The following is a 26,885-nucleotide window of genomic DNA, read 5'->3' on the forward strand; positions in this document are numbered from 1 at the left end:
CACCTACGACGACACCGGCTCGGCCTAGGGCAACGGCTCCGAGGGCGTGGAGGAGGCCACATAGGCGAGTCCGTCGAACGTACGGCCCAGCACCGTGGGCGTCATGTGGAAGCGGTACGTCACCCGCGGGACGGCCGCGCCGAACGACCGCACGAACTGCTGCTCGTCCAGCCACTGCCCGACGGCGGGCAGCGCCCGTCCGGCACGGAGGTCGACCAGGTGGTCCTCCGGGGTGACGGCGGCGAGCCGGGCCTCGACCGACCTCGGTCCCGCGGCACTGATCCGGTGCTCGCGGGGCGGACGCGTCGCCGAGTTCCCCGGGCGGGCGCGGAAGGTGCCCTCGCCGAAGAGGAGACCCAGGGCGTAGTAGCGCTCGCCGTACCGTTTCCTGAGGTGCTGTCCCATGGCGGGCACGTCCGCCGCGTAGTGGTCGGCCGAGACGTGGCCGTTGTGGGCCCACACCGCGACGCCCCCGGCGGACCGCTCCTCCAGGGAGATGACGGCCTGTGCCATGTAGCGGTCGCGGGTGGCCAGGGCGCCCGCCTCCCCGGTGCCGGCGCGCAGGGGACGGTGGGCGACGTCGGCCACGGCCACGACGGCGCGGACATGCCAAAGGGCGCGGTCGACCGTTTTCCCGCCCACGCGTCCGGCGATCTCCGTCCGGTGTTCTTCCAGGAACCGCAGCAGTTCACGGGCCTCGTCGAGAGCCCGCCTGCCGTCGGCCGCGCCGGCTCCCGGCCCGGCGTCGGCCGGCGCCCCATGCGGGCCGTCCAGGATGCCCGCCTGTTCGGGCGCGACGATGGGCAGCAGTTCGCGCAGGACGGCAAGGGAGTGCGCGCACCGCTGCGGGTCGATTCCGACGAAACGTACGACGCGTTCCGGGGGCGCCGTGCGATTGTGTGCGCGCATCCACTCCACGACGGCGAGCATCTCGTGGGTCCGCCAGGTCCAGAAACCGAGGCCGGCGAGTGCGTCCGCGGCATTTCCGGTGCCGTTCACGACGTAGTCGTCGACCGCCCGCGCGGCGGAGGCGCCGGCTTCCATGGCCAGGGTGGTGAAACCCATTTCACGGACGAGGAACCCAAGTAACCGGTGTTTCAGGCGGAAGAATTCCGCGGTTCCGTGCGTCGCCTCACCCATGCCCAGGACGCGTACGTCGTCCAGGACGTGGCGCAGCGGCTCGAGATCGTTGTCGGAAGCCTCCACGTCAAGGCTTCTCAGGGGCAGAGCGCTTTCCTTCAGCCACCGCTGCAGTTCGTCGGTCATCGCCTCTTCCCTCCACGTGCGGGGCGGCGAAAGGGGACGTAGGACGGAAGAACACGGGGTCCGCCCCGGGCCCCCGCCTCCCCAGGAGGAGCCATGACCCAGTCACCGGCGATGCCCGCCCTCACGCAGCAGATGCAGGACTGCATCGCGGCCTGCATGGACTGCCACAGCATCTGCGAGGAGACCATGAGCTCCTGCATGCAGAAGGGCGGCCAGCAGCAGATGCAGATCATGCGCGCGCTGATGGACTGCTCCGAGACCACCCGCATGTGCGCCGACATGATGATGCGCCGCTCGCCCATGCACACCGACATGTGCGCGCTGTGTGCCAAGGCGTGCGACATGTGCGCCGAGGCGTGTACCGCCATGCCGGACGACCAGCAGATGATGCGCTGTGCCGAGGCGTGTCGCCGCTGTGCCGAGACCTGCCGGGCGATGGCGGGCGCCGGCCGCGTGTAGCCCCGCGACGGCACGGCCGGGGGCACCCGGACCGGCGCCCCCGGCCCCGCTTCCCGCCGCCTAGTTCCCGGAGACGGTGACCTTCTCGTCATTGTTCAGCTCGTCCACCAGCGTCTTCACCTTGGCCTTGTCCCAGACCAGGTTGCCGCCCGCGGAACCGGAGATCGGCATGTTCATCGAGGTGCCGTCACCGCCGCTGACGCCCTTCATCGCCCAGAACATCGACGCCAGGTCCCACAGCGACATGTCCTTGTCGACGATCAGGGAGTCCAGGCCCGCGCCCATGGTCGGGTAGAACGTGAAGGGGTTCAGGAGCGTCGACGGCGTCGCCACCTGGTGGGCCAGGGCGGCGAGGAACTTCTGCTGGTTCTTGGTCCGCTGGAGGTCGGAGGCGGCGAACGCGTGCCGGGTGCGGACGAACGCGAGGGCCTCCTGGCCGTTCAGCGTCTGCTTGCCGGCCTCGAAGTCGGCGCCCGACCACTTGTCCTTGAAGCCCTTGTCGATGTCGATCTCGACACCGCCCACCGCGTCCACGATGCTGGCGAAGCCCTGGAAGCCGATCTCCACGTAGTGGTCGATGCGCAGCCCGGTGTTGGCCTCGATCGTGCGGACCAGCAGCGTCGGCCCGTCCTCGGCGTAGGTGGCGTTCAGCTTGGTGTGCCGGCCCTGCGCCGGGAACACCTTCCCGGACGTCGACCCCTGGTACGACGGCACCACCACGTCCGAGTCGCGCGGCAGCGAGATCAGCGTGTCGCCGTTGTCGCCGACGTGCAGGATCATCATCGAGTCGGTGCGCTTGCCCTCGGCGCCGCCGGTGTGCAGCTTCTTCTCGTCCTCCTTGGACATGCCCTCACGGCTGTCCGAGCCGACGATCAGGTAGTTCGTGCCGTCGCCGCCCTCCGGCCGGTCGATGACCTTGGACAGGTCCACCTCGCGGCGCAGCTTGGAGTCGGCCCAGAAGTAGGTCGCGACCGACGTGACGACCAGCACACCCGCCACCGTGATCGCCGTCCACTTGATCCGCCGCCGCCAGTTCGGCGCCGGACGCGGTCTCCCGGCGGACGCGCCCCCCGGAGCGCCCGGGCCGCGGCCGCCGGGGGCGCCGTAGACCTGGCCGGTGTTGTAACCGCTGTCGTATCCGTCGCCGGCGCCCGGTTCATGGCCCCGGCCGTCCACGTACGACGGCTGCTGCGGCACCCCGGCACCGTGCGGCGGCGCCGCCGGGCCGGAGCCGTCGTACCCCGAGCGCGGTCCGGGCGGTACCGCCGGGCCGCGCCGCACCTGACGCATCACGCGGGCGCTCTCCGGCTGCGCGCCGGCACTGCCGCGCCCATAGCGCGGGCCGCGGTTGTCGTCGGACCATCCCTCGGGCCAGTCATTCATGCGCACCAGTGTGCCGGGCGCCGTGGTGTGCCGGACAAGTGCTGTCGGAAAATCAGGGCGGCGCTGTTGCGAAGCCGACACAAATTCCGCGAATGCGCCGTCGGCATAAGGTGGAGGGCATGACAGACCAGGCCACGGAAGTGGAACCGGAGCTCCCGGGCAAGCCCACCTCCGCCTCCCGCACCACCCTCAGCCACATCATGACCCACAGCGACACCAACCTGCTGGGCACGGTGCACGGCGGAGTGATCATGAAACTGGTGGACGACGCGGCGGGCGCCGTGGCCGGCCGGCACTCCGGCGGCCCCGCCGTCACCGCGTCCATGGACGAGATGGCGTTCCTGGAGCCGGTGCGCGTGGGCGACCTGGTCCATGTGAAGGCACAGGTGAACTGGACCGGCCGGACCTCGATGGAGGTCGGCGTCCGGGTCCTCGCCGAGCGCTGGAACGAGTCCGCCCCGCCCACCCAGGTCGGCTCCGCCTACCTGGTCTTCGCCGCGGTGGACGCCGACGGCAAGCCGCGCCGGGTGCCGCCGGTCATACCCGAGACCGACCGCGACCGCCGCCGCTACCAGGAGGCGCAGATCCGCCGCACCCACCGCCTGGCCCGCCGCCGCGCCATCCGCGAGCTGCGCGAACAGCGGGCGGCGGAGGGATTCGAGGACTGAGCGCACCTACCCCGGGAACGACCGGCCCACCGCTCAGCACACCGCCTCGTCGCCCCGCAGCACGCTCTGCTCCGGGCGGCCCGGGTCGTCGAACCGGACCTTGCGGACGTCCTTGAAGTCGGTGCCGGCCGTCACCTTCAGCAGCGGCCCCTGCCCCGGCACGGCCCGCAGCTCGCTGCCCGGCAGGGCCGCGGCCAGGGAGCGGGCGGAGCGGTCCCAGCGGGGGTCGTAGAACACCAGCGTGTGCGGTACGTGGGCGGGGGCCGTCACCGGCCGGCGGGTGGTGGCGAAACCGGTCGCCGCGAGCGCCGCGTCGACCCGCTTGCCCAGCCCCACCGTGCCCGTGCCGTTCGCCACCTGCACCCGGATCGTCTGCGGCGCCACCTCCACCGGCACCGGCGCGGGCACCCGGGAGCGGTGCGCGCGGTCCTGGGCCAGCGGCTTGTCGTCGCGCACCGCCGTGAACAGCTTCTCCGCCTTCGCCGGGTCCCACTTCAGGGTGGAGCCGATGCCCTTGACCTGGTAGTTCAGCTGTCCGATGGGCACGGTGGTGAACTCCGAGGAGGACGGCGAGAAGTTCCGCATCGCCCGGCCGAGGTCGAGCAGCTCGTCGGTGCCGAACCCCGCGTCCGCGCGGACCGAGCCGAGCACCGCCCGGGTCACGTCGCGGAACCGCATCGGGTTCAGCAGCACCCCCGAGGAGGTCGTCCTGTCGATCAGCGCGGCCAGGAACCGCTGCTGCCGTTTCATCCGGCCCAGGTCGCTGGCCCCGTCGACGTGCCGGGCGCGCACGTACTGAAGCGCCTGCCCGCCGCGCAGGGTGTGCCGTCCGGCGGCGAGGTCCAGCCCGGTGTACCGGTCCTTCAGCGGGGTCGGCGTGCACACCTCGACCCCGCCGAGCACGTCCACGGTCCGCATGAAGCTGGTGAAGTCGACCTCCAGATAGTGGTCGATCTTCACATGGGTCATGTTCTCCACCGTGCGGATGGTCAGCTGCGGGCCGCCCTCGGCGTAGGCCGCGTTGAGCCGGACCGGGTGCGGGCCGTGGCGCCGGCCCGAGTTCTGGTCGGTGTGCGCCGGCATCTCGGCGTAGGAGTCGCGCGGCAGGCTCACCACCGTGGCCCGCTCCCGGTCGTCGGCGATGTGCACGATCATCATCGTGTCGGTGCAGTGGCAGGGCTGGCCGCCCAGCCGGAAGGCGCGCCGGTCCCGCTCGCTGACCTTGTCCCGGGCGTCGGTGCCGACCAGCAGCACGTTCATGCCGTGCCCGCCCCGGGGCCGGTTCTTCATGTCCTTGAAGGCGTCGATCCGGGCGATGCCCGCGTCCAGGCTGCTGACCACCGCGTGGCCGATCCCGGCGGAGGCGAGCACCACGACCGACAGGGTGGTGACCGCCCGCATGGCCCAGCGGGGCCGCCGCGGCGGCGGGAGTGGCCGCACGGCCCGCTCGGGCGGGCGCGGCACACGGCGGGGCGGCTGCGGGCGGCGCTGCGGACGCGCCGGGGACCGGGGCGGGCTGGACAAGGGGGACACCTCCGGACGAGGCCGTACGCGGGATCCGGGAGCACAGTAGGCCGATACGATCTCCAGCCCGCGCCGCGGCCCCGGTGGCGCGCATCCGTGTCCCCCGTTCGCGGTAACGTGAGGCTCCTATGAACGCCAAGCCCGACGTGCGGCTCCCCGCAGTGTCCGTGATCATGCCCGTCCTCAACGAGGAGCGGCATCTGCGCGGGGCCGTCGAAGCGATCCTCGCGCAGGAGTACGCCGGCGAGATGGAGGTCGTGATCGCCCTCGGTCCTTCCACGGACCGCACGGACGAGATCGCCGCCGAGCTGGTCCGCGCGGACCCCCGCGTGCACACCGTGCCCAACCCGACCGGCCGCACCCCGGCCGCGCTGAACGCGGCGATCAAGGCGTCCCGGCATCCGGTCGTGGTCCGCGTGGACGGCCACGGCATGCTCTCGCCGAACTACATCGCCACCGCCGTGCGGCTGCTGGAGGAGACCGGCGCGCAGAACGTCGGCGGCATCATGCACGCCGAGGGCGAGAACGCCTGGGAGCACGCGGTGGCCGCCGCGATGACGTCGAAGATCGGCGTCGGCAACGCGGCCTTCCACACCGGCGGCCAGGCCGGCCCCGCCGAGACCGTCTACCTCGGCGTGTTCCGGCGCGAGGCGCTGGAGCGGCAGGGCGGCTACAACGAGGAGTTCATCCGCGCCCAGGACTGGGAGCTGAACTTCCGCATCCGTGAGGCGGGCGGGCTGATCTGGTTCTCGCCCGAGCTGCGGGTGTCCTACCGGCCGCGGCCGTCGGTGCGCGCGCTGGCCAGGCAGTACAAGGACTACGGCCGCTGGCGGCACGTCGTCGCCCGCTACCACGCGGGCTCCATCAACCTGCGCTACCTCGCCCCGCCGGCGGCGGTGTGCGCGATCGCGGCGGGCCTCGTCGTCGGCGTCGCGCTGACCCCCTGGGGCCTGGTGGTCCCCGGCGGCTACCTGGCCGCGATCGTCGCGGGCTCGGTCCCGGCCGGCAAGGGGCTGCCGCTTACGGCCCGGCTGCGCATCCCCGTGGCCCTGGCCACCATGCACATGTCCTGGGGCTGGGGCTTTTTGACCAGCCCGAAGTCGCTGGCGCGCAAGGTCATCGCCTCCCGCCGGCCCGCCGTCCACGCCTGAGCCCGTGCCGGGGCCCCGTCCGCCGGGGCCCCGGAAGCCGGTCCGCTACCAGCGGTAGGGGGCGTACACGTCCATGCACTTGGAGGTGTCCGAGCCGTTCACGGCGTCGGAGTTCTCCGGCAGGTCACCGGCCTTGGGCTCGGACTTCTTCGGGTAGGCGGAGCCGGAGCGCCAGTCCGCGCCGACGACGACCGTGACCCCCGAGACGTCGGTCGACTTCTGCACCTGGGCCATCGGGATGCCCAGCGCCTCGGCCACCGCCTGGGCGTCACCCTCCAGGTCCGCGCTCGGATAGCGCACCAGCGTCCTGTCCTCGGCCAGGCTCCCCGAGGCGTCGGCCTGCGCCCGGGCGTAGCCCTTGCCGGCGAGCACCTGGGTGATGGCCGACGCCCGCTGCGGCACCGCGGCCTCGGCGTCGGTCCGGGTGGCGTTCCGCACCAGCACCCCGAGCCCGGCCGGGTCCAGCGAGGGCTTCTTGCCGGGCTTGTTCCCGGCCGCCTCCTTCTTGCCGCCCTTCCCGTCCGGCTTCCCGCCGTTCTTGTCGAACGGCACGTCGTCCCGGAGCATCCGCCACATCTTGTCGGCGTTCTTCTCGTCGGGGATGACGTGGTTCTCGTCCTGCGGGTCCTTCAGGTTGGGCATGGTCACGGAGGTGATGCGGTCGGTCGGCACCGACTTCATCTGCATGCCGAGGTCGTAGAGCTTCTTGACCGAGGTGATCTCCTCGGAGACGTGCAGCGACTTGACGGCCGCGTCCGCCAGGTCCATCAGCCGGCCGGTGTCGGTGAACACGTTCTGCTGCTTGAGCGTGCGGATCATCGAGTTCAGGTACATGTGCTGGGCGCGGGCCCGCATCAGGTCGTCGCCCCAGGCGTGCCGGGTGCGCAGCCACTGCAGGGCCTGCTCGCCCTTCACCTTGTGCGTGCCCCGGGTCAGCTTCAGCCCGGACCCGCCGGGCACGGTGGCCGTCGGGTGGTCCGACACGTTCTGGTTCACGCAGACGTCGACGCCGCCGATCGCGTCGGCCATCCGCACCACGCCCGCGAAGTCGATCGTCATCCAGTGGTCGATATAGACCCCGGTGAGGTTCTCCCAGGTCAGCAGCGTGCAGCCGGCCCCGCCACGGGCCAGGGTGACGTTGATGATGTCGTTCGTCGGCGGGTATTCCCTGCCGGTGTCGGGGTCCGTGCACGCGGGGATGTCCACCCGGGTGTCCCGCGGGATGCTGATCATCGCGGCGCTCTTGCGGTCCGCCGAGAGGTGGATCAGCATCTGCACGTCCGCCAGCGGCGGGTCGCCGGCGTGGTCCCGGCTGCCGCCGAGCTTCACGTTCTCCGCGGAGTTCCGGCTGTCGGAGCCGATCAGCAGGATGTTCAGTGGGGTCTGGCCGGCCGCGTTCGGCGCGGTCCGGTGCGCCTTGGAGTCGTCGCCGTTGGCGCGCCGCCCCTTCTGAAGATTGCCGTTGAGATGCTGGTAGTACAGATATCCGGCGCCCGCGGTGCCGAGTATCACCACCGCCAGCACCGTCGCCGACCAGCGCAGCACCCGCCTTCTGCGCCGCCGCCGGTCGGTCCCCGTGCCGCCCGGCCGCCGCCTGCCCCCGCCCCGGCCGTGACCCGCCGGTGCCCCCGCGGCCGCAGGCGTGCGCGCCGCCGCCTCCTCGACCGCCGGAGCCTTTCCGCGCACCTCGCTCTGCGCCACTCCCTGCCCTCCCCGCCCTCGCGCCAAGCAGCGGGCCCGTCCCGCGTCCGGTTAGACGCACGACGGGCCCCATGGGTTACCTACGACGCGCACTTCACCTTGTCGGCCGTGGACTTGTCGACCTTCGGCGCCTTCGTCGGCGGTGTCAGGGAGATCCCCGCTCCCTTGAAGTCCTCGCCCAGGGTCAGCGTCATCGCCGGCAGCCCCTGGGCGTTGGTCACGCTCTCGCCCGGTTTCAGCGCGGCCCCGGACAGGCCCATGATCGCGGCCAGCCGGCGGGCCTGGGCCGCCTGGTCGGGCGCGTACTCCAGCGTGGTCTTCGCCAGCTTCCCGGGGGCGTTGCCGCCGTTCTCCGACTTGGTCACGCCCTGGCCGTTCTGCAGCCAGCCGAGGACCGCCTGCGCGCTGCCGGCCTGCGCCCCGCCGTTGAGGACGCGCACCCGCACCTCGGAGGCGGGCGCCTGGGTGCCCTTCAGCCGGGCGGCCTGGGCGTCCTTCGCGGCCTTCTCCTTCTTCTTCACGTCGGTGAAGGAGACGTCGTTCTGGATGGCCTGGAACACCTGCGGGGCCAGCGCCTGGTCCACGATCACCGTCTTGTGCACGGTGCCGTCGGCCGGGTTGTCCTTGACCGGCAACGTCGTGAAGGTCAGGTTCTTCGGGTTGAGCTTGCCCAGCTCCAGCCCGAGGTCCTTCAGCCTGTTGATGTCGTCCAGCTTGTCGTCCACGGTCAGCGCCTTGGTGCCGGCCTCCGCCAGCTTCACCATCTTCGTCGGGCTGGTCAGCGTGGCGTTGCCCTTCAGCTTGCGCATCAGCGCGCCCAGGAACTGCTGCTGGAGCTGGATCCGGCTCAGGTCGCCGCCGAGGCCCACGGAGTGCCGGGTGCGCACGAACGCCAGCGCCTGCTCACCGGAGATCTTGTGGTTGCCCTTGGGCAGCTTCAGGTGCGAGTCCGGGTCGTCGATGTCCTTGGCCAGACAGACCTCCACACCGTCGACCGCCTCGGTCAGCGTCTTGACCGCGTTGAAGTCGGCCACCATGAAGTCGTCCGGCTTGATCCCGGTCAGCTCGGTCACCGTGCGCATGGTGCAGCTCGGCGTCCGGTCGTCCTGCCCGAGGCTGGTGTTGAAACGGACGCCCGTCGCGCCCGGGATGACCTTCTGGGTGCCGTCCTCCTGCTGGGTCGGGCAGTCCGGGATGTCGACGATCAGGTCCCGAGGGATGCTCAGCGCGGTGGCGTTGGAACGGTCCTTCGACACGTGCAGCAGGATCGTGGTGTCCGCGTGCCCGGCGCTGCCCGCGTCGCCGTAGCCCTCGTTGCCCTTGCCGGTGCGCTTGTCGGTGCCGATCAGCAGGATGTTGATCGCCTCGTCCTTGCGGAAGCCACCCGTACTGGCGCCGTCGTCGGACACGGAGGTGATGTTGTCGTTCAGGTGCTTGATGTACAGGTAGCCGGCGGCCGTCACGGCGACCAGCACGAACGCCATGGACCCACCGGTCCACAGCAGTGCCTTCTTCGCCCGTGACGTCTTCTTCGCCGGCCGCCGGGACGCGCGCCGCCCCTGCGGCGCCTCCGGCTCCGCGCCCCGGCGCCGGGCCGCGCGCGGCGCCGGCACCTCGGTGCCGCGCGCCCGGGACGGCTGGCGGTTCTCCCCGCCCTGCCGCCGGGCACGGCCGCCCGCCGCACCGCCGTCGCCCGGGGCGGACGGTCTGCGCGGTCCGGGCACCGGCGGCTGCGCTGCGGAAGGGCTCAGTCGCAGTTCGTATTCGCCGGTGTTCGGATTGAGCACCCACTGGTCTGCGGGGTCGATGTTGTCCGCCCGCCCACGGCCTTGCGCGTCCACGGTTGTCCGAATCCTCCGTCGGGGCCACGCGGCGCCTTCCCCCTCCAAGGCGCTCGGGTCTCGGTGAAAACAGTGCACGGCCCCGACAAAGCCCGTCGGACCTCGCGGCCAGGTGCACCGGATCGCTCACACTATCCGCCCAGTTCAGCGTCGGGCGACGCCGATGACAAATTCGACGTGCCTACAACCGGGCAATCCCCCTCATTTTCAGAACGGAGGTTCGCCGTTTTTGGTAGGCGGCCTACGCACAGGTGTGCTCGGCGGCGGTGTACCCGTGGAACGTCGGGGCGGGCGAGGGGCCGTCCGGGCCGCCCGCGCCTGTGACTTCCCCGGGAACTTCCTGTGAATTCTCCGGTGACACCGCCACCGGCTGATCGGCCCGCAGCCGCCCGAACAGTTTCTCGGCCTCCGGTTCCACGAGCTGGTCGCGATTGGCGTCGTAGACGTACGACCGTCTCGGCACGGTCAGGAACCGCACCTGTTCGGTGGGGATGTCGCGCAGCCCGCGCGCCAGCTGGTACAGGCCGCGCAGGCTCGCCAGCGCCGGATCGGTGGTCAGCGCCGAGGTCGCCGCGTCCAGCAGCGGATACAGCTTCACCGGATTGAGCAGGACGTCGTCGTCGCGCACCTTGTCGACCAGCGCGCCGAGGAACCGCTGCTGGCGCTCCATCCGCTCGGTGTCGCTGCCGTTGCCGAGCGACTTGCGGGCGCGCACGTACCCGAGTGCCTGCTCCCCGTTCAGCGTGACCCGGCCGGCGGGCAGCCGGAGCTTCGCCGCCTTGTCGTCCACCGGCTTCTCCAGGCACACCTCGACGCCGCCGACGGCGTCCACGATCTCCTTGAACCCGGCGAAGTCCAGCACCATGTGGTGGTCGACGCGGATCCCGGTGAGCTTCTCCACGGTCCGGATCGTGCACGCCGAACCGCCCACCTCGAAGGCGTGGTTGAACATCGCGAACACCGGGTCGCTGCGCGTGCCGTCCTCCCGCCGGCAGGAGGGGATGTCCACCATCAGGTCGCGGGGCAGCGAGACGGCGGTGGCGCTGGTCCGGTCGGCGGCCAGGTGCAGCAGGATCGTGGTGTCCGACCGCTGGCCCTCGACACCCTTGCCGTACTCCCGGTTGGCCTGGCCGGCCCGGGTGTCGGACCCGATCAGCAGGAGGTTCTGCGCGTCCCGCACCAGCGCGGTGGGCCGCTCCCGTTCGTAGCGCGCCAGTTCGGCGGCGGCGGCCTCGTCGGAGGTGATGTTGGCGCTGAGCCGGGCGTAACCGGCCCAGCCGGCGCCGGCGGCGGCGAGCAGGAGGACGGCCGCGCCCAGCGCCGCGTTCCGCAGCAGCCGCCGCCGGCGCCGTATGAGCCCGTCCCCGGTGGCCGAGGCCCCCGGCCCGCGACCGGTACCGAGGGGCCTGCCTGCGGTGTCGGTCACGATGGGCCATCCCCTCATGGCGTACGAGCGTCACGTGCTGCCCTTACGACGATGGCGGGGAACCGGACCGGGCACCGCCCTTTGCTGCTCCGATCGGGTGAGACGGCGGGCCCTCGGTGACGTGGGGCACGGCGGCGCGGGCACGGTGGCGTGGGGCGCGCGGCCCGCCGTACGACGGCTGCCGCGGGGGCCCGGCGGGCTCAGCGGCGTACCGCGGTCACCCGCTCGCTCTCGACGCGCTTGGCGAGGGACTCCTCGTCCAGCCGGTCCAGGTGCCGGCACAGCACCACGGACCCGCCGACGGCCAGCGGGGAGAACAGTCCCGCGCTCAGCCCCTCCCAGGTGTCGTACGGCAGCCCGGACAGCAGCCGGGAACCGGGCCCGGTCAGCTCCAGCGAGGGCGCCTGGGCCGAGGCGCGCTCGACCACCTCCGCCCCGCCGAACTCCCGTCCGGCGACGACGAGCGCCGGCTCCCGCGGGTCCACCGGCGCGAACGGGACGAACCGGTCGCTCTGTCCCGGCACCTCCACGGCGTAGTCGAGGAACCCGTCCGGCGGCTGCGGGAACCGCCCGCCCAGGGGGCGCAGCGCCAGCGCCACCCGCTCTCCCCGGCAGGCCCGCGCGGCCTCCAGCGCGTCGGGGCCGCTCACCACGACGTCGGCCGCCGCCGGATCCCCGGCGACGTCCGCGACCGCGCCCACCGAGGAGCAGGCCAGCAGCCACACCGCCGTCTGCCAGTGCGCGGGCAGCAGCAGCGCGACGCGGTCGCCGGGTCCGGCGCCCAGGTCGCCCTGGAGGAGGTTGGCGGTCTTGGCCACCCAATTGGCGAAGGTGGCCACGGACAGTTCGACACGTTCGCCCGTGGCGTCGTCGTAGAAGGTCACCAGCGGGCGGCCGGGGTCCGCGGCGAGCGCGGAAGTCAGCAGGTCGGCGGGGGTGCGATCGGTGGCGTTCACCCGGGACAGGGTACGCGCGGGCGGGCGCCCGCACGGAGGGAACGGGCCACCGGTTCGGCGGATCCCCGTCCGACGGTCCGTCAGCTGACCTATGGACAGATTTGTATGTTTATGTCCACAGTCATGTGCATGCGTGGATTCCTTGCTTCCTCTTCCGGCGTCCCTCCGCTCACCCTCCGCTCCATCGGTGCCGCCTGCGCGGCGGTCCTCGCCCTCGCGCAGGCCCCGCCCGCGTCCGCGTCCATGTCCGCGTCCATGTCCGCGTCCATGTCCGGGTCCGGGTCCGGGGGCGCGGTCCCGGGAAGTACCCGCTCGCTGCCGCTCGCCCCGCTGTCCCGTGACGGCGTTCCCGGCGCGGTCCCCGAACAGGGGCTGCGCCGCACCGGCCTCGGCCGCTTCGCGCTGCTCGGCGTGGTGTGGGAGGACCCCGGGGCCGAGCTGCGCGGCCGGGTGCGGGTGCGTACCCGGTCCGCCGTGACGGGGAAGTGGACCGGCTGGCAGGACGTCGAGGCGCACGCCGACCACGGCGCCGACCCGGGTACGGCGGAACGCTCCGCCCGCCGGGTGCGCGGGGCGACCGCGCCGCTGTGGGTGGGCACCTCGGACGGCGTGGACGTACGGGTCCGGGCGGAGAAGGCGGGCGGCCGGAGCGCGTTGCCGCCGGGGCTGCGCCTGGAGCTGGTCGACCCCGGGGGCGACACGGGGGAGACGGCGAGGGAGGCGGCGGGGGAGGCGGTGGCCGCGGGGGCGCCCGCCGGCGAGCCGCCGCGCACCGCGCTGGACACGGAGGCCGCGATCGCCGCCTCGGGCGCCAACGCCGACATCGCCGCCTTCGGCACCACCGAGATCCCGGAACTCGACCGACCCGCCACCGAGCGGGAGATGACGAGGCTTCAGGGCCCGTCGCGGGGCAAGCCGTACATCGGACCGCGCCCGAAGATCGTCACGCGCCGGGGCTGGGGCGCCGACGAGTCGCTGCGCGAACACGGGTTCGTCTACACGAAGAAGATCAAGGCGGCCTTCGTGCACCACACGGCCTCCGGCAACAAGTACACCTGCGCCCAGGCCCCTTCGGTCATCCGCGGCATCTACCGCTACCACGTCAAGAGCATGGGCTGGCGGGACATCGGCTACAACTTCCTCGTCGACAAGTGCGGAAGGCTCTACGAGGGCCGGGCCGGGGGCGTGGCCAAGGCGGTGTTCGGCGCGCACACCCTCGGCTTCAACACCGACAGCATGGGCGTCGCCGTGATCGGCAGCTACGGCACCACCCAGCCGCCGGGCGCCGCGGTGACGGCCGTCGCCCGGCTCACCGCGTGGAAACTCGGCCTCTACGGAGCCGATCCGAGGGCGAAGACGTACCTCACGTCGGGAGGCGGCAGCGGCAACCTCTACCCCAAGGGAAAGAAGGTACGGCTGAACGTGCTGTCCGGCCACCGGGACGGCTACGCCACGGAGTGCCCCGGAAAACGGCTCTACGCCAAGCTGGGCACGGCCCGCACCGGCGCGGCGCGCTACCAGGGGCGCTGAGGCCCGGCGGACGGGGGAAAGCGCGCGCCGATCCGGCCGGACACCGCGCGGCCGGCGAAGGCGTCGCCGCCCCGTCTGCTTACACTGACCGGCCGAAACAGTGAGCCGAGCGGTGACGAGCAGTTCGGCCGGTCCCGGCTGGAAGCGGAGACGACAGGTGACGGAAGCGATCCTTCTGGTCGGTGGCAAGGGCACCCGGCTGCGACCGCTCACGGTGTACACGCCCAAGCCGATGGTCCGCGCCGCCGGGGTGCCGTTCCTGACCCATCAGCTGGCACGGGCCCGGGCGGCGGGCGTGGAGCACATCGTCCTCGCGACCAGCTATCTGGCCGAGGTCTTCGAGCCGTACTTCGGCGACGGCTCCGCGCTGGGCCTGCACATCGAGTACGTCACGGAGGAGGAGCCCCTCGGCACGGGCGGCGCGATCCGCAACGTCGCCGGGCGGCTGCGCTCCGGCCCCGACGACCCGGTGCTGGTCTTCAACGGCGACATCCTGACGGGGCTGGACATCAGGGCCCTGGTGGACACCCACGAGACGACGGGCGCGGACGTCTCGCTGCACCTGACGAGGGTGGCGGACCCGCGCGCCTACGGGCTCGTGCCCACGGACGGCACCGGGCGCGTCCTGGCGTTCCTGGAGAAGCCGCAGACCCCCGAGGAGATCGTCACCGACCAGATCAACGCGGGGGCGTACGTCTTCCGCCGCTCGGTCATCGACACGATCCCGGCGGACCGGCCGGTCTCCGTGGAGCGCGAGACCTTCCCGGACCTGCTGGCGGCCGGCGCCCATCTCCAGGGCATGGTCGACTCCACGTACTGGCTGGACCTCGGCACCCCGGCCGCCTTCGTGCGCGGCTCGGCCGACCTGGTCCTCGGCCGGGCGCCCTCACCGGCGGTGCCCGGCCGCTGCGGCGACCGCCTCGTGCTGCCCACGGCCACGGTGGCGCCGGACGCCAAGGTGACCGGCGGCACGGTGGTGGGCGAGGGCGCGTACGTGGCGGAGGGGGCGCGGGTCTCCGGCTCCACCATCCTTCCCGGCGCCGTCATCGAGCCGGACGCCGTCGTCACCGACTCCCTCATCGGCGCCCGCGCCCGCGTCGGCGAACGCTCCGTCCTCACCGGCACGGTCATCGGCGACGGCGCGGTCGTGGGCGCCGACAACGAACTCCGCGAGGGCGTACGGGTGTGGTGCGACGCCCGCATCCCCGCGGGGGCGGTCCGCTTCTCTTCCGACCAGTAGGGGGTTCCGGTTCGCTCGAGCCTTGCTCGGGCTGTCGGCTCCGTAGCACCGGCGCGCCGACCGCACCTCACAGCGCCCCGATGTCCACCCAGGGCATCTTCGGCTTGCGCCTGGCCGGTGTACGGCCGCTCAGCAGGATCAGGCGGGCCGCCCGGTGCCGCTGCCCGGTGTAGGGCTGGAGCAGGCGCAGCATCTCCGCGTCGTCGGCGTCGCGGTCGCCCGCCAGCGCCCATCCCACGATCCCGGGCAGATGCAGATCGCCGACGGTCACCTCGTCCGCCGCCCCGTGACTGCGCTGCACCACTTCCGCCGACGTCCACGGCCCGATGCCCGGTACGACCTCCAGCCGTGCCCGCGCCAGGTCCGCCGGCATCCCCGCCGCCTGTTCCAGCCGGGCGGCGACCCGTACGGCCCGCAGGATCGTGGACGCCCGCTTGTCGTCCACCCCCGCCCGGTGCCACTCCCAGGAGGGGATCAGCGCCCAGGTCCGGGCGGCGGGCATCACGAACATCGGCCGTTCGCCCGTCCCCGCCGGCCCCGGCGCCGGCTCCCCGAACCGCCGTACCAGCAGCCGCCACGCCCGGTAGGCCTCGTCGGTCGTGACCTTCTGCTCCAGCACGGACGGGATCAACGACTCCAGTACCAGCCCCGTCCGGGTCAGCCGGAGCCCGGGCCGCCGGTGCCGGGCCAGCGCCACCACCCGGTGCCGGGGCACGAACGCCCCGGGATCGTCGGCGGCGCCGAGCAGCTCCGGCAACCGCTCCAGCAGCCACTCGGCCCCCGGCCCCCACGCCTCGCCGAGCACCTCACCGCCGTACGCGCGCACGCGCAACGTGCCCGGCCCGGCGGGCGTACGACAGGCTCGCCACACGGAGCCGTCCGCGGTGGCCCGGAACGTCGGGTCGGCGGGACCGCGCCGCAGTGGTCCGAGGGTCAGCCCGAGGTCCAGCGGGCCGTCCGGCACCCACCGGCGGACCCGCGCGGGCGCCGTCTGCCGGGGGATCCCGGCCGCCCCGGGCAGGCCGGCCTGCCCGCCGCGCACGGTCGTGCGCGTGGGCCGCTGGGGAAAGCGTCCTGCCACGGGGGAGTCCTCAAGGGGCCGGTCGGGATGTTCCGGAGGTACCGGTTCCGCTTTACGAGGGTAGGCGCTCAGCGCACCTCGACGAACGCGCCCGCGTCCCGCTCCGGCCGTGGCCGGGGTTCCTCGGCGGGCCGGCCGACCGCGACCGCGCCCATCGGGTCCCAGCCGGACGGCAGCCCGAGCACCTCGCGCACCACGTCCCGGCAGAACATCGTGGACGACACCCACGCCGAGCCCAGCCGCTCCCCGGCCAGCGCGACCAGCAGGTTCTGCACGCCCGCGCCCATCGCGACCACGAACATCTCCCGCTCCGCGCCGTCCCGCCGGGGATCGCCGTAGCTGTGCGAGCCGTCCATGACCAGGCAGGGCACGATCAGATACGGCGCCTGGCGCAGGACGTCACCGCGCCGGATCCGCTTCGCGATGGACTCCTCGCTCTTGCCGTCCCGGCGCAGGTCGGCGATCCAGGCGTCCCGCATCGCGTCGAGCAGCCGGACCCGCGACTCCTCCGACTCCAGCAGCACGAACCGCCAGGGCGTGGTGTGGTGCGGGGCGGGCGCGGTGACCGCCGCGGCCACCGCGCGCCGCACGGCGCCCGGGTCCACGGGGGCGTCGGTGAAGGCCCGCACGGTACGGCGCTGGGTGACGGCCTCCCGGATCGCCTCCGAGGTGCCGAGCCGGAACATGTCGTCCTGCGCCCGGCGCACCAGCGCCCGCGCGCCCTCCTCCGCGTCGTCGGCGGTGCCGGGGTCCACGACGTGGGGCAGCCCGCGCACGACGGCCACCGGGCGGCCCGCGGCCTTGCCCTTGACCAGGTCACCGGCGGCGGCCAGCTCGTCCGCCGTGGCGACGATGGTCGCGCTCAGCGGGTTGCCGTACGCGTCCGTGCCCCCGCGCAGGTCGTCCAGCACCCGCACCCCGGCGGCGCCGATCGCCACGTCCGTGAGCCCCGAGCGCCAAGGCCGCCCGAAAGTGTCGGTGACGATCACCCCGACGTTGACGCCGAGGATCTCGCGCAGGCCGGCCCGGATGGCGCGCGCGGAGGCGTCCGGGTCCTCGGGCAGCAACAGCACCGTACCGGCGGGGGTGTTGGAGGCGTCGACCCCGGCGGCGGCCATCACCAGGCCCTGCCGGTTCTCCACGATGCGCAGCGTGCCGCGCCGGGCCACCACCCGGACCGTCTCGGCGTCGATCGCGGCCTCCCGGTCGTCGGCCCGCATCAGCCGGCCCTCCGCCTTGGAGACGATCTTGGAGGTCACGATCACCACGTCACCGTCGGCCAGGCCGGGCTCGGCCGAGGCGATCAGCTTGGCGATGTCGTCGCCCTGCCGCACCTCGGGGATGCCGGACAGGGCCCAGACCCGGTATTCCGCCCGCTCACCCGCCGCGGCGGACGCCGTCGCGCTCACGCTGCGCGCACCTCCTCGGCCAGCGCCAGCGCCTCCCGCGCCATCTGCGCGGCGGCCTCCACGTCGGTCATCATCAGCGGCACGGCCCGGCAGCGGATGCCGTCCGCCTCGACCCGCTCGACCGCGCCCGCGTCCACCGAGTCGACCAGCCAGCCGTCCAGCAGCCCGGAGCCGTAGTGCTCGGCGACCGCGGCGGCCGTGGACTCCACGCCGACCGCGGCGAGCACCTTGTCGGCCATCCCGCGCACGGGCGCGTCCCCGACGATCGGGGAGAGGCCGACCACGGGCACGCCCGCGTCCGCGATGGCCTCGCGGATGCCGGGCACGGCGAGGATCGTGCCGATGGACACCACCGGGTTCGACGGCGGGAAGAGGATCACGTCCGCCTGGGCGATGGCCTCCAGGACGCCCGGGGCCGGCTTGGCCTGCTCGGCGCCGACCGGGACGATCGCCCGGGCCGGGACGGAGGCGCGCAGCTTCACCCAGTACTCCTGGAAGTGGACCGCCTTGCGCTCGCCGTCCAGCTCGACGGCCACGTGCGTCTCCACGCGGTCGTCGGTCATCGGGATCAGCTTCACACCCGGCTGCCAGCGGTCGCACAGCGCCTCGGTGACCGCGCTGAGCGGATAGCCGGCGCCGAGCATCTGGGTCCGCACGATGTGCGTGGCGAAGTCCCGGTCGCCCAGCCCGAACCACTCCGGCCCGACGCCGTAGGCCGCCAGTTCCTCCTTGACGTGGAAGGTCTCGTCGGTCCGCCCCCAGCCCTGTTCCTCGTTGATGCCGCCGCCCAGCGTGTACATCACCGTGTCCAGGTCCGGGCAGACCTTCAGCCCGAAGAGATGGATGTCGTCGCCGGTGTTGCCGATGACCGTGATGTCCGCGTCCGGCGCGGCCCGCTTCAGACCACGCAGGAACCGGGCACCGCCGATGCCGCCTGCCAGAACCACAATGCGCATGGGGACAGTGTGTCAGCCGGATACGACAACGCGTCAGGCAGTCACGCGCCAGGCGATCACCCGTCAGGCAGTCACGAGCCAGGCGGTCACGCGTCAGGCAGCCACGCGTCGGGCGGTCATGCGTCGGGCGGTCACGCGTCAGGCGGTACGCGTCAGGCGGTCACCGAGGGCGCCTCGCAGTGCGGGGAGGCGTGCATGGGCATCTCGGTCAGCCCGGGGTGGTACACGTGCAGGCTGACCGCCGGCTCCAGCGCGTCGTTCACGACCTCGTGGACGTACCCCGGCGCGAACACCCGCTGCGCGCCCGCCCCCAGCGCGCGCGTGCCGCGCACGGTGTGCTCCGTGAGCGTGCCCTCCACCACGGTGAGCACGCCGGACGAGCGCCCGTGGTCGTGCCGCCCGCTGCCCTGCCCGGGCAGCCAGGACAGCAGCCACACCTCGTAGCCGGGGCCGGTGCGCAGCCGGTGGTACCAGCGGGTGGTGGCGTCGAAGCGGACCAGGTGCGCCCACTGGTCCCGGTCGGCGGCGATCGAGCGGGCGAGCCCCACGAACTCGGCGACGGTGGCCGGGTGCTCGCGCGGCGGCTGGAGCAGGTGCGGGACTTCGAGGATGTCGCCGGCGATCTGGAGGTCGTTGTCGCTGTTCATGGGGGTGCGGTGGTCCTCGGCGGAAGAGTGCGGCCAAAGCTGGGTGACGCGAACGGTCCGCCCGGATCACGGGCGGGCGGGATGCCCCGGATGCGGGGGATCGGGAAAGGCGGAACGCGGCCGAGCCGGGATGGACTCGGGAACAGCCGGAGCGGACTTGGCTCAACAGCTGGGACAGCAGCAACAGCTACAGCGCGCGCGGGCGGCACCGAGGGACCCGGCGGTGCGGGTCGAGGTGGGTGCCAAGTACGCGAGCATGCCCCCTAGGACAGCGGCTCACACGCGCAGTGTCAACTCGCTGCCCGGTATGTGGGACATGTTTCACCTCATCCGGTTTATTTCGCAGGCGAAAGGTTTGCTCATCGGGGTCGCGGGACACATGGGGCACATCCGAGCGCGCGAGCCTCGCGGAACGGGATCGAACACGGGGGCGTCTTTCTCCGTACAGAGGATCTGTACGGGGTTCGGTCGCCCCTCGGGTTCGCCTGCGTGTCAAGGTTTATGCCGATTTGAACACTTTCCGCACGGCCTTGGTTCCGCAGAGTGAATAACGGGCCCAATAGCAGATCTCGGCTTGACTCGCCCGGAGCAGCACACTTGTAATTTCACTCGTGTCGTTCAGCCGGAATCGGTGACGGCCACGCACGGGGACGCGAAGACAGACGAGGGGCGCACATGACCGAGCTGGTGCAGCAACTGCTGGTCGACGACGCGGACGAGGAACTCGGCTGGCAGGAGCGCGCACTCTGCGCCCAGACCGACCCCGAGTCCTTCTTCCCCGAGAAGGGCGGCTCCACCAGAGAGGCCAAGAAGGTCTGCCTCGCCTGCGAGGTCCGCTCCGAGTGCCTCGAATACGCCCTCGCCAACGACGAGCGCTTCGGCATCTGGGGCGGCCTGTCCGAGCGCGAACGCCGCCGGCTGAAGAAGGCCGCCGTGTGACCATACGCGCGGCCGCGAAGCGTACGAACGGCCCGTCAGCCGTGGGTTGTCCACAGGCGGCGGGCCGTCGTCATGCCCAGCCGATAGTGTGGACGCTCGTCCGAGACGCCCCGCTGTCCCCTCGATCCGCGAGAAGACACAGGCGTCCACCGCAGTCCATCGAACCGGGGCCCGTACCTCGATGTCCGTGCACAGCCATGCGGCAGCCCAACACCGCGCCGCCACCGCCGGGTTCGACCCGTCCGATCCGGCCGGGACCGTCCCGTCCCACTCGGCCGGGCCCGACCCGTCCGACCTCCCCGAGTTCCCGCGCCATGTGGTGACCGCGGTCCTCGTCTCCCACGACGGCGCCCGCTGGCTGCCCGACGCGCTCGCCGGGCTGCTCGGCCAGGAGCGTCCCGTCCAGCACGCGGTGGCCGCCGACACCGGCAGCGCGGACGACTCCGCCCGGCTGCTCACCGAGGCCCTCGGCGAGGCCAACGTCCTGCATCTGGCCCGCCGCACCGGCTTCGGCCAGGCCGTGGCGGAGGCCGGCCGCGCCGCGCCCCTCCTCACCCCCGAGGACCTGCCGTACCTCAAGCGTCCCAGCGGCTGGGACCCCGTCACCCGCACCTGGCGCGACGACGCCTACGACCTGCCCGAACTGCCGCACGGCGAACCCGTCCAGTGGCTGTGGCTGCTGCACGACGACTGCGCCCCCGAACCCGACGCCCTCGCCCAGATGCTGAGGGTCGTCGACAACGAACTCGCACTCGGCCGCGACGACGTCGCGATCGTCGGCCCCAAGCTGCGCGGCTGGTACGACCGCCGCCAACTGCTGGAGGTCGGTGTCTCCATCGCCAACTCCGGCCGCCGCTGGACCGGTCTGGACCGCCGCGAACAGGACCAGGGCCAGCACGACCACGTCCGCACCGTGCTGTCCGTGTCCACCGCCGGCATGCTCGTCCGCCGCGACGTCTTCGAACAGCTCGGCGGCTTCGACCGGCTGCTGCCCCTCATGCGCGACGACGTCGACCTGTGCTGGCGCGCCCACACCGCCGGCCACCGCGTCCTGATCGCCCCCGACGCCGTCGTCCGGCACGCCGAGGCCGCCTCCCGCGAACGCCGCACCGTCGACTGCGCCGGCCGCACCACCGCCTCCCCGCACAAGGTCGACAAGGCCGGCGCCGTCTACACCCTGCTCGTCAACACCCGTACCGCCGCGCTGCCCTGGGTGCTGCTCCGGCTCGTCCTCGGCACCGTCCTGCGCACCCTCGCCTACCTCGTCGGCAAGGTCCCCGGCCAGGCCCTCGACGAGATCCGCGGCCTGCTGAGCATCCTGCTGCGGCCCGAGCGGATCATCGCCGCCCGGCGCCGCCGCGGCCCCTCCCGCATCGACAAGGGAGAACTGCGCGCCCTCTTCCCGCCGCCCGGCGCCACCATCCGGGCCACCGTGGAACAGATCGCCGGCAACCTCACCGGCGGCTCCGACACCGACACCTCCCCGGCCGGCCGGCACGGCGGCGCCGTGGAGTCCGGGCCCGGCGGCGACGACGCCGACTTCCTGGAGGTCGAGCAGTTCGCCCGGCTCAAGCGGATCGCCCGCAGACCCGCCCCGATCCTCTTCCTCGCCCTGCTGCTCATCTCCCTCGCCGCCTGCCGCGCCCTGCTCGGCGGCGGCGCCCTCGCCGGCGGCGCCCTGCTGCCCGCCCCGGCCGGCGCGACCGACCTGTGGTCGCGCTACCTGGACGCCTGGCACCCGACGGGCCCCGGCGGCACCCCGTCCGCACCGCCCTACCTGGCCCTCGTCGCCACCCTCGCCTCGCTCCTGTTCGGCTCCACCGGCCTCGCCGTCACCGTCCTGCTGATCTGCTCGGTACCGCTCGCCGGATGCACCGCCTACCTCGCCTCCCGGCCGCTGGTCGCCTCCCGGCTGCTGCGCGCCTGGGCCGCCATCGCCTACGCCTTCCTGCCCGCCACCACCGGCGCGCTGGCCGGCGGACGCGTCGGCACCGCCGTCCTCGCCGTGCTGCTGCCGCTCATCGCGCGCGCGGGCATCGCCGCGAGCGGCCTGGCGGGCCGCGCCGGCACCCGCGGCAGCTGGCGCGCCACCTGGGCGTACGCGCTGCTGCTGACCATCGCCACCGCCTTCACCCCGATCGTGTGGCCCCTCGCGCTGCTGCTCGGCCTCGGCGTCCTGGCGCTGCGCCGCCGCGACCTCCTCGGCTACGGACCGCGCTTCCTCGCCCAGCTCGGCACCCCGCTGCTGGTCCTCGCCCCCTGGTCGCTGACCCTGTTCCCGACCGGCTTCTTCCAGGAGGCGGGCCTGGAGTACGGCCCCTCGGCCGCCTCCGCCGTCGACCTGCTCGGCGCCGCCCCCGGCGGCTCCGGCACCGTGAACGGCCTGCTGCTCATCGGGATCGTGCTGGCGGCGCTCGCCGCCCTGCTGCGCTCCGAACGGCAGCTCGGCATCCGCACCGCCTGGGCCGTCGCCCTGACCGGACTCGTCTTCGCGGTCCTGTCCAACCGGTCCGCGTGGGCCGGACCGGCCACCCTCGTCTACGGCATCGCCCTGCTGGCCGCCGCCGCCCTCGGCGCCGACGGCGCCCGCGCGCGCGTGGCCGAGCAGAGCTTCGGCTGGCGCCAGCCCGTCGCCGCCCTGATCGCCTTCGCCTCGGCCGCCGGCCCGCTCCTCGTCGCCGCCGGCTGGATGATCCGCGGCGCCGACGGCCCGCTGGAGCGCCGCGACCCGGCCCAGGTCCCCGCGTTCGTCGCCGAGGACTCCACCGGCGGCGCCCAGGCCCGCACCCTGGTCCTGGACAGCGACTCCACCGCGCGCGTGCGCTACAGCCTGGTCCGCGGCTCCGGCGCCCGCATGGGAGACGCCGAGCTCACCGCCGCCGACGGCACGAACACCCCCCTGGACCAGACCGTCGCCCACCTGGTGGCCGGCTCCGGTGCCGACCAGGCCGCCGAACTCGGCGGCTTCGCCGTGCGCTACGTCCTCGTCCACAAGGGCGCCCCCCGCGAGATCACCCGCGTCCTGGACGCCACCCCCGGCCTGTCCCGGCTCAGCCAGCAGAGCGGCGGCGCCCTGTGGCGCGTCGACCAGGACGTCTCCCGCGCGGCCATCGTCCCCGCCGGCGGCTCCGGCACGCCCCACCCGGTCACCGCCGGACCGGTGGAGATCCACACCACGGTCCCCGCCGGCGCCGACGGCCGCGTCCTGCGCCTGGCCGACAGCGCCGACGACGGCTGGACGGCCACCCTCGACGGCAAACCGCTCACCCGCACCACGGTCGACGGCTGGGCCCAGGGCTTCCGGCTCCCCGCCCAGGGCGGCAGGCTCGACGTCACCTACGACACACCGCTCGCCCACACCGCCTGGCTCTGGGCGCAGGGCCTGCTCGCCGTCGTCCTGGTCGTCCTCGCCCTGCCCGGCCGCCGCCGCGACGTCGACGACGACCTGCCCGAGGAGCAGCCGCTGCCCGCCCAGGCCACCGCCGGCGAGGGCCGCCGCGCCCGCCGCCTGCGCGCCCAGGCCGAGGAAACCCCCGCCGAGGACCCGCCCGGCACACCCCCGCCCCCCGCCGCCGCCCCCGAGCCGTACGAGTCCCACGACCCGGCGGCGTACGCGACCACCGGGTACACCGGCTACGGCACGGACCAGTACCCGTCCCCGGCGGGCTACGACCAGCAGCCGTACCAGCAGCCCGCCCCCTACCAGGCGGCCCCCTACGACCCGTACGGCTACGGCGGCACCGACGACCAGCCGCCCTACGACCCGACGGCCTACCCGCACCAGGGCTACGAGACGGCGTACGACCCCGCCCAGCAGGGGTACGACGTCACCCCTCAGGGCTACGACTCCGCCCACCAGGGCTATGACTCCGCCCCGCAGGGTTACGACCCGGCCCAGCAGCCCCACGGCACCGGCAGCCAGCGTCCCGACGGGAGCCAGCAGTGAACCGCACCACCCTGTCCCTGTTCGCCGGCACGGCCGCGCTGGCCGCCGTCACCGCGTTCGCCGCGGTCGACTCGCCGTCCGCGTCCGGCGCCGCCCCCGAGGCCGCCGCCCGGCTGCCCGTGGAGCGCACCAGCCTGGTCTGCCCGGCGCCCAGCACCTCGGACCTCGCCGAGACGACGTACACCTCGTTCACCCCCGTCACCAAGGGCGCCGCGAGCGGTGGCCGGGCCCGGCTCCAGGCGGCCGGCGAGCAGTCGGGGGACGACGACTCCGGCGACGACGACAAGCAAAAGGACGGCAAGGAGAAGGACGGCAAGGGGGAGAAGGAGGGCGGGAAGCAGGCCGGGCAGCCGGTGCTCACGCCGAAGGCACCGGGCACACCGGCCACCGGCGACACCTCCGGCGGGGACACGCCCGCGCTCATCGGCACCGCGGACGGCTCCTTCGCGCCCGGCTGGACCGTCCAGGAGACCACCGAGGTCGCTGCCGGCACCGGCCGCGGCCTGCTCGGCGTCACCTGCGCCGGCGCGGACACCGACTTCTGGTTCCCGGGCGCGAGCACGGCCGCCGGCCGCACCGACTACGTCCACCTGACCAACCCCGACGACTCCGCCGCCGTGGTCGACATCGAGCTGTACGGCAAGGACGGCGCGATCAAGGCCCCGCTGGGCGAGAACCTCACCGTCGAAGCGGGGGCGAGCGAGGCGATCCTGCTCCCCACGCTCACCGAGGAGCGGCAGACCGACCTCACCGTGCACGTCAGCGTGCGCGGCGGCCGGGTCGGCGCGGCCGTGCGGGCCCTGGACGACAAGGCGGGCGGCGACTGGCTGGCCCCCGCCGCCGACCCGGCCGGCAGCCTCGTCCTGCCCGGCATCCCGAAGGACGCCACCGACGTCCGGCTGACCGCCTTCGCCCCCGGCGACGACGACGCCGACCTGAAGATCCGCCTGGCCTCGCCCGACGGCCTGATCACCCCGGCCGGGAACGAGACCCTGCACGTCAAGTCCGGCATGTCGACGACGGTCGACCTCGGCGACGTCACCCGGGGCGAGCCCGGCTCCCTGGTGCTCACCCCGGCGGATCAGGCGGTCCCGGTCGTCGCGGCGCTCCAGGTGGTGCGGGGCAAGGGCGACAAGCGGGAGACGGCGTTCATCCCGGCCACCGCCGCCGTCGGCACACGCGCGACCTCGGCCGGCAACACCGCCAAGGGCACGACGCTCGCGCTGTCGGCGCCCGAGGGCACGGCCACGGTCAAGGTCACCGCCTCGGCGGGCAGCGAGGGCGGCACCCCGGCGACCAAGACGTACACGATCAAGTCCGGCACCACGCAGAACGTCGACGCCCCCGTCCCGACGGGCCTGAAGGGCACCTACGCCCTCACCGTTGAACCCGTCTCCGGCGGCCCCCTCTACGCCTCCCGCACCCTCACCCTCACCACCGGCGACACCGCCTTCACCGTCCAGACCCTCCCCACCGACCACGGCCTGGTCTCGGTGCCGCGGACGCGGGAGGACCTGTCGATATTGCAGAAGTAGGGAGCGCGGGAGGCAGGGGCGGGCGCGGGGGCGCCCGCGCCGTCCTAGTCCTCTCCGTAGCGGGGATCCACCGTGTCCGGCGTCAGCCCCAGCAGCTCCGCCACCTGCTCCACGACCACCTCGTGCACCAGCGCGGCCCGCTCGTCCCGCCCCTTGGTCCGGATCTCCACCGGCCGCCGGTACACGACCACTCGCGCCCGCCGTCCGTCCCGTGCCGGCACGACCCCGCCGAGCGGCACGGCCTCGTCCTCCCACACCGGCCCGTCGCCCCGGCCGTCCAGCCGGGGCACCTCCAGCACCAGGAAGTCGATGTCGGCCAGCTGCGGCCACCGTCGCTCGAGACGGTCCACGGAGTCCTGCACCAGATCCGCGAACACCTCGGCACGGCTGGCGGCCAACGGCACCTGCGGCGGCGCGATCGGCCCCCGCATGCCCCGGCCGTGACGATCACGGCGACGGGGCCCGGGGCCGCTGGCACGGGGCGGTACACGGTTGTCCATCACCGGTGAAGCGTAGTCCCCGCACCCTCCGCCCGTCCGGCTCCACGCGGCAACCGGCCCCCGCACGCCCTGTCGCAGGATGACCATTCCGGCCAACGTCTGGCTCGTTTCCGTAACTTTCCAAGACCACCGAACTCAAGGCAATTGACGGTGTTTGTACCGACTCCTGACCGGACGTGCCCCCTCCGTGCCGCCGCCGCGAGCCCGTCCACGCAGGTCAGCGGGGTCCCCTCGAAAGAGTGTGTGGGGCGTTTCACAGCCCGACACGGTGGAGTGACCTGGTGGAGAGTCGTCGCGGCCCGCTCAAGAGTGCGGTACCGTCCAACATCGTGAGCCCTGTACGTCGTTGTTCGCGCACCGCCTGCGGCCGACCCGCCGTCGCGACGCTGACGTACGTCTACGCCGACTCGACCGCGGTCCTCGGCCCGCTCGCCACCTACGCCGAACCCCACTGCTACGACCTGTGCGCCGAGCACTCCGAGCGCCTCACCGCGCCGCGCGGCTGGGAGGTCGTACGACTCCTCGACGGCTCCGCGCCCGCGCGGCCCAGCGGGGACGACCTGGAAGCGCTGGCCAACGCCGTGCGCGAGGCGGCCCGCCCCCAGGAGCGCGCGGCCGAGGCGGGCGGCGGCGGATCCCGCGCCGCGGACCCCATGGAGGTCGCCCGCCGCGGCCACCTGAGGGTCCTGCGCTCCCCGGACAACTGACCACGCCGGGTGACGCCCCC

The 26,885-nt window shown here is 73.4% G+C and carries 21 protein-coding genes; 9 read left to right on the forward strand and 12 right to left on the reverse strand.

Annotated features, from left to right (window positions below; all coding sequences use genetic code 11):
* Nucleotides 1-24: 24 nt before the first annotated feature.
* Nucleotides 25-1,266 (reverse strand): erythromycin esterase family protein, encoded by a 1,242-nt coding sequence (locus IH25_RS0126640; protein ID WP_030615666.1) that lies wholly within the window; start codon nucleotides 1,264-1,266, stop codon nucleotides 25-27.
* 93 nt (nucleotides 1,267-1,359) lie between these two features.
* Between IH25_RS0126640 and IH25_RS0126645 the strand changes: the two genes are divergently transcribed.
* Complete coding sequence (locus IH25_RS0126645) at nucleotides 1,360-1,725, forward strand: four-helix bundle copper-binding protein (protein WP_030615669.1); 366 nt, start codon at nucleotides 1,360-1,362, stop codon at nucleotides 1,723-1,725.
* Nucleotides 1,726-1,785: 60 nt separating this feature from the next.
* Here the strand turns inward: IH25_RS0126645 and IH25_RS0126650 are convergent, their stop codons facing one another.
* Nucleotides 1,786-3,108, reverse strand: a complete 1,323-nt coding sequence (locus IH25_RS0126650) for an LCP family protein (RefSeq protein WP_030615672.1) — start codon at nucleotides 3,106-3,108, stop codon at nucleotides 1,786-1,788.
* A 92-nt stretch (nucleotides 3,109-3,200) separates the two neighbouring features.
* Here IH25_RS0126650 and IH25_RS0126655 point away from each other — a divergent pair, with 92 nt between their 5' ends.
* Nucleotides 3,201-3,776, forward strand: a complete 576-nt coding sequence (locus IH25_RS0126655; protein WP_063755162.1) for an acyl-CoA thioesterase — start codon at nucleotides 3,201-3,203, stop codon at nucleotides 3,774-3,776.
* Between the two features lie 33 nt (nucleotides 3,777-3,809).
* On the opposite strand, the gene IH25_RS0126660 is transcribed toward IH25_RS0126655, so the two are convergent.
* Complete coding sequence (locus tag IH25_RS0126660; protein ID WP_457852783.1) at nucleotides 3,810-5,300, reverse strand: LCP family protein; 1,491 nt, start codon at nucleotides 5,298-5,300, stop codon at nucleotides 3,810-3,812.
* A gap of 128 nt (nucleotides 5,301-5,428) precedes the next feature.
* On the opposite strand from IH25_RS0126660, the gene IH25_RS0126665 reads away from it, so the two are divergent.
* Nucleotides 5,429-6,451, forward strand: a complete 1,023-nt coding sequence (locus IH25_RS0126665; protein WP_030615681.1) for a glycosyltransferase family 2 protein — start codon at nucleotides 5,429-5,431, stop codon at nucleotides 6,449-6,451.
* 45 nt (nucleotides 6,452-6,496) lie between these two features.
* Here IH25_RS0126665 and IH25_RS0126670 read toward each other — a convergent pair whose 3' ends face one another.
* The 4 genes from IH25_RS0126670 to IH25_RS0126685 all read right to left on the reverse strand — a co-directional run bounded on the left by IH25_RS0126670 (nucleotide 6,497) and on the right by IH25_RS0126685 (nucleotide 12,375).
* A complete protein-coding gene (locus IH25_RS0126670; protein ID WP_078844428.1) occupies nucleotides 6,497-8,152 on the reverse strand; it encodes an LCP family protein in 1,656 nt (551 codons plus the stop codon).
* 80 nt (nucleotides 8,153-8,232) lie between these two features.
* Nucleotides 8,233-9,993: an LCP family protein gene (locus IH25_RS0126675; RefSeq protein WP_030615687.1), complete on the reverse strand. Its 1,761-nt coding sequence runs from the start codon at nucleotides 9,991-9,993 to the stop codon at nucleotides 8,233-8,235.
* Between the two features lie 241 nt (nucleotides 9,994-10,234).
* Entirely contained in the window at nucleotides 10,235-11,419 is a 1,185-nt protein-coding gene (locus tag IH25_RS0126680) for an LCP family protein (RefSeq protein ID WP_030615690.1), read from the reverse strand.
* A gap of 200 nt (nucleotides 11,420-11,619) precedes the next feature.
* Complete coding sequence (locus tag IH25_RS0126685; protein WP_030615692.1) at nucleotides 11,620-12,375, reverse strand: TIGR03089 family protein; 756 nt, start codon at nucleotides 12,373-12,375, stop codon at nucleotides 11,620-11,622.
* A 129-nt stretch (nucleotides 12,376-12,504) separates the two neighbouring features.
* On the opposite strand from IH25_RS0126685, the gene IH25_RS0126690 reads away from it, so the two are divergent.
* Both IH25_RS0126690 and manB read left to right on the forward strand, forming a co-directional pair.
* Nucleotides 12,505-13,905: a peptidoglycan recognition protein family protein gene (locus tag IH25_RS0126690; RefSeq protein WP_245172890.1), complete on the forward strand. Its 1,401-nt coding sequence runs from the start codon at nucleotides 12,505-12,507 to the stop codon at nucleotides 13,903-13,905.
* A 157-nt stretch (nucleotides 13,906-14,062) separates the two neighbouring features.
* Nucleotides 14,063-15,145, forward strand: coding sequence for a mannose-1-phosphate guanylyltransferase (gene manB / locus IH25_RS0126695; RefSeq protein ID WP_030615699.1), 1,083 nt, complete (start codon nucleotides 14,063-14,065; stop codon nucleotides 15,143-15,145).
* A gap of 67 nt (nucleotides 15,146-15,212) precedes the next feature.
* Here manB and IH25_RS0126700 read toward each other — a convergent pair whose 3' ends face one another.
* The 4 genes from IH25_RS0126700 to IH25_RS0126715 form a co-directional block, all read right to left on the reverse strand.
* Nucleotides 15,213-16,226: a DNA-3-methyladenine glycosylase family protein gene (locus IH25_RS0126700; protein WP_209445377.1), complete on the reverse strand. Its 1,014-nt coding sequence runs from the start codon at nucleotides 16,224-16,226 to the stop codon at nucleotides 15,213-15,215.
* A gap of 68 nt (nucleotides 16,227-16,294) precedes the next feature.
* Nucleotides 16,295-17,635: a coenzyme F420-0:L-glutamate ligase gene (locus tag IH25_RS0126705; RefSeq protein ID WP_030615705.1), complete on the reverse strand. Its 1,341-nt coding sequence runs from the start codon at nucleotides 17,633-17,635 to the stop codon at nucleotides 16,295-16,297.
* Entirely contained in the window at nucleotides 17,632-18,591 is a 960-nt protein-coding gene (gene cofD, locus IH25_RS0126710) for a 2-phospho-L-lactate transferase (protein ID WP_030615708.1), read from the reverse strand. Before cofD ends, IH25_RS0126705 begins: the two co-directional genes overlap by 4 nt.
* 152 nt (nucleotides 18,592-18,743) lie before the next feature.
* Nucleotides 18,744-19,238 (reverse strand): cysteine dioxygenase, encoded by a 495-nt coding sequence (locus tag IH25_RS0126715; RefSeq protein ID WP_030615711.1) that lies wholly within the window; start codon nucleotides 19,236-19,238, stop codon nucleotides 18,744-18,746.
* Between the two features lie 675 nt (nucleotides 19,239-19,913).
* On the opposite strand from IH25_RS0126715, the gene IH25_RS0126720 reads away from it, so the two are divergent.
* The 3 genes from IH25_RS0126720 to IH25_RS0126730 all read left to right on the forward strand — a co-directional run bounded on the left by IH25_RS0126720 (nucleotide 19,914) and on the right by IH25_RS0126730 (nucleotide 25,658).
* A complete protein-coding gene (locus IH25_RS0126720; RefSeq protein WP_003975777.1) occupies nucleotides 19,914-20,177 on the forward strand; it encodes a WhiB family transcriptional regulator in 264 nt (87 codons plus the stop codon).
* A gap of 181 nt (nucleotides 20,178-20,358) precedes the next feature.
* Nucleotides 20,359-24,123: a glycosyltransferase family 2 protein gene (locus IH25_RS0126725; protein WP_107058470.1), complete on the forward strand. Its 3,765-nt coding sequence runs from the start codon at nucleotides 20,359-20,361 to the stop codon at nucleotides 24,121-24,123.
* Nucleotides 24,120-25,658, forward strand: a complete 1,539-nt coding sequence (locus IH25_RS0126730) for a DUF5719 family protein (RefSeq protein WP_030615717.1) — start codon at nucleotides 24,120-24,122, stop codon at nucleotides 25,656-25,658. The genes IH25_RS0126725 and IH25_RS0126730 overlap by 4 nt, the downstream gene beginning before the upstream one ends.
* Nucleotides 25,659-25,702: 44 nt before the next feature.
* On the opposite strand, the gene IH25_RS0126735 is transcribed toward IH25_RS0126730, so the two are convergent.
* On the reverse strand, nucleotides 25,703-26,089 hold the full coding sequence (locus IH25_RS0126735; RefSeq protein WP_030615731.1) for a metallopeptidase family protein: 387 nt from the start codon (nucleotides 26,087-26,089) through the stop codon (nucleotides 25,703-25,705).
* A 350-nt stretch (nucleotides 26,090-26,439) separates the two neighbouring features.
* Here IH25_RS0126735 and IH25_RS0126740 point away from each other — a divergent pair, with 350 nt between their 5' ends.
* Complete coding sequence (locus tag IH25_RS0126740) at nucleotides 26,440-26,865, forward strand: DUF3499 domain-containing protein (RefSeq protein ID WP_030615734.1); 426 nt, start codon at nucleotides 26,440-26,442, stop codon at nucleotides 26,863-26,865.
* The last annotated feature ends 20 nt before the right edge of the window (nucleotides 26,866-26,885 follow it).

Source organism: Streptomyces achromogenes subsp. achromogenes (assembly GCF_000720835.1).
GTDB classification, from domain to species: domain Bacteria; phylum Actinomycetota; class Actinomycetes; order Streptomycetales; family Streptomycetaceae; genus Streptomyces; species Streptomyces achromogenes.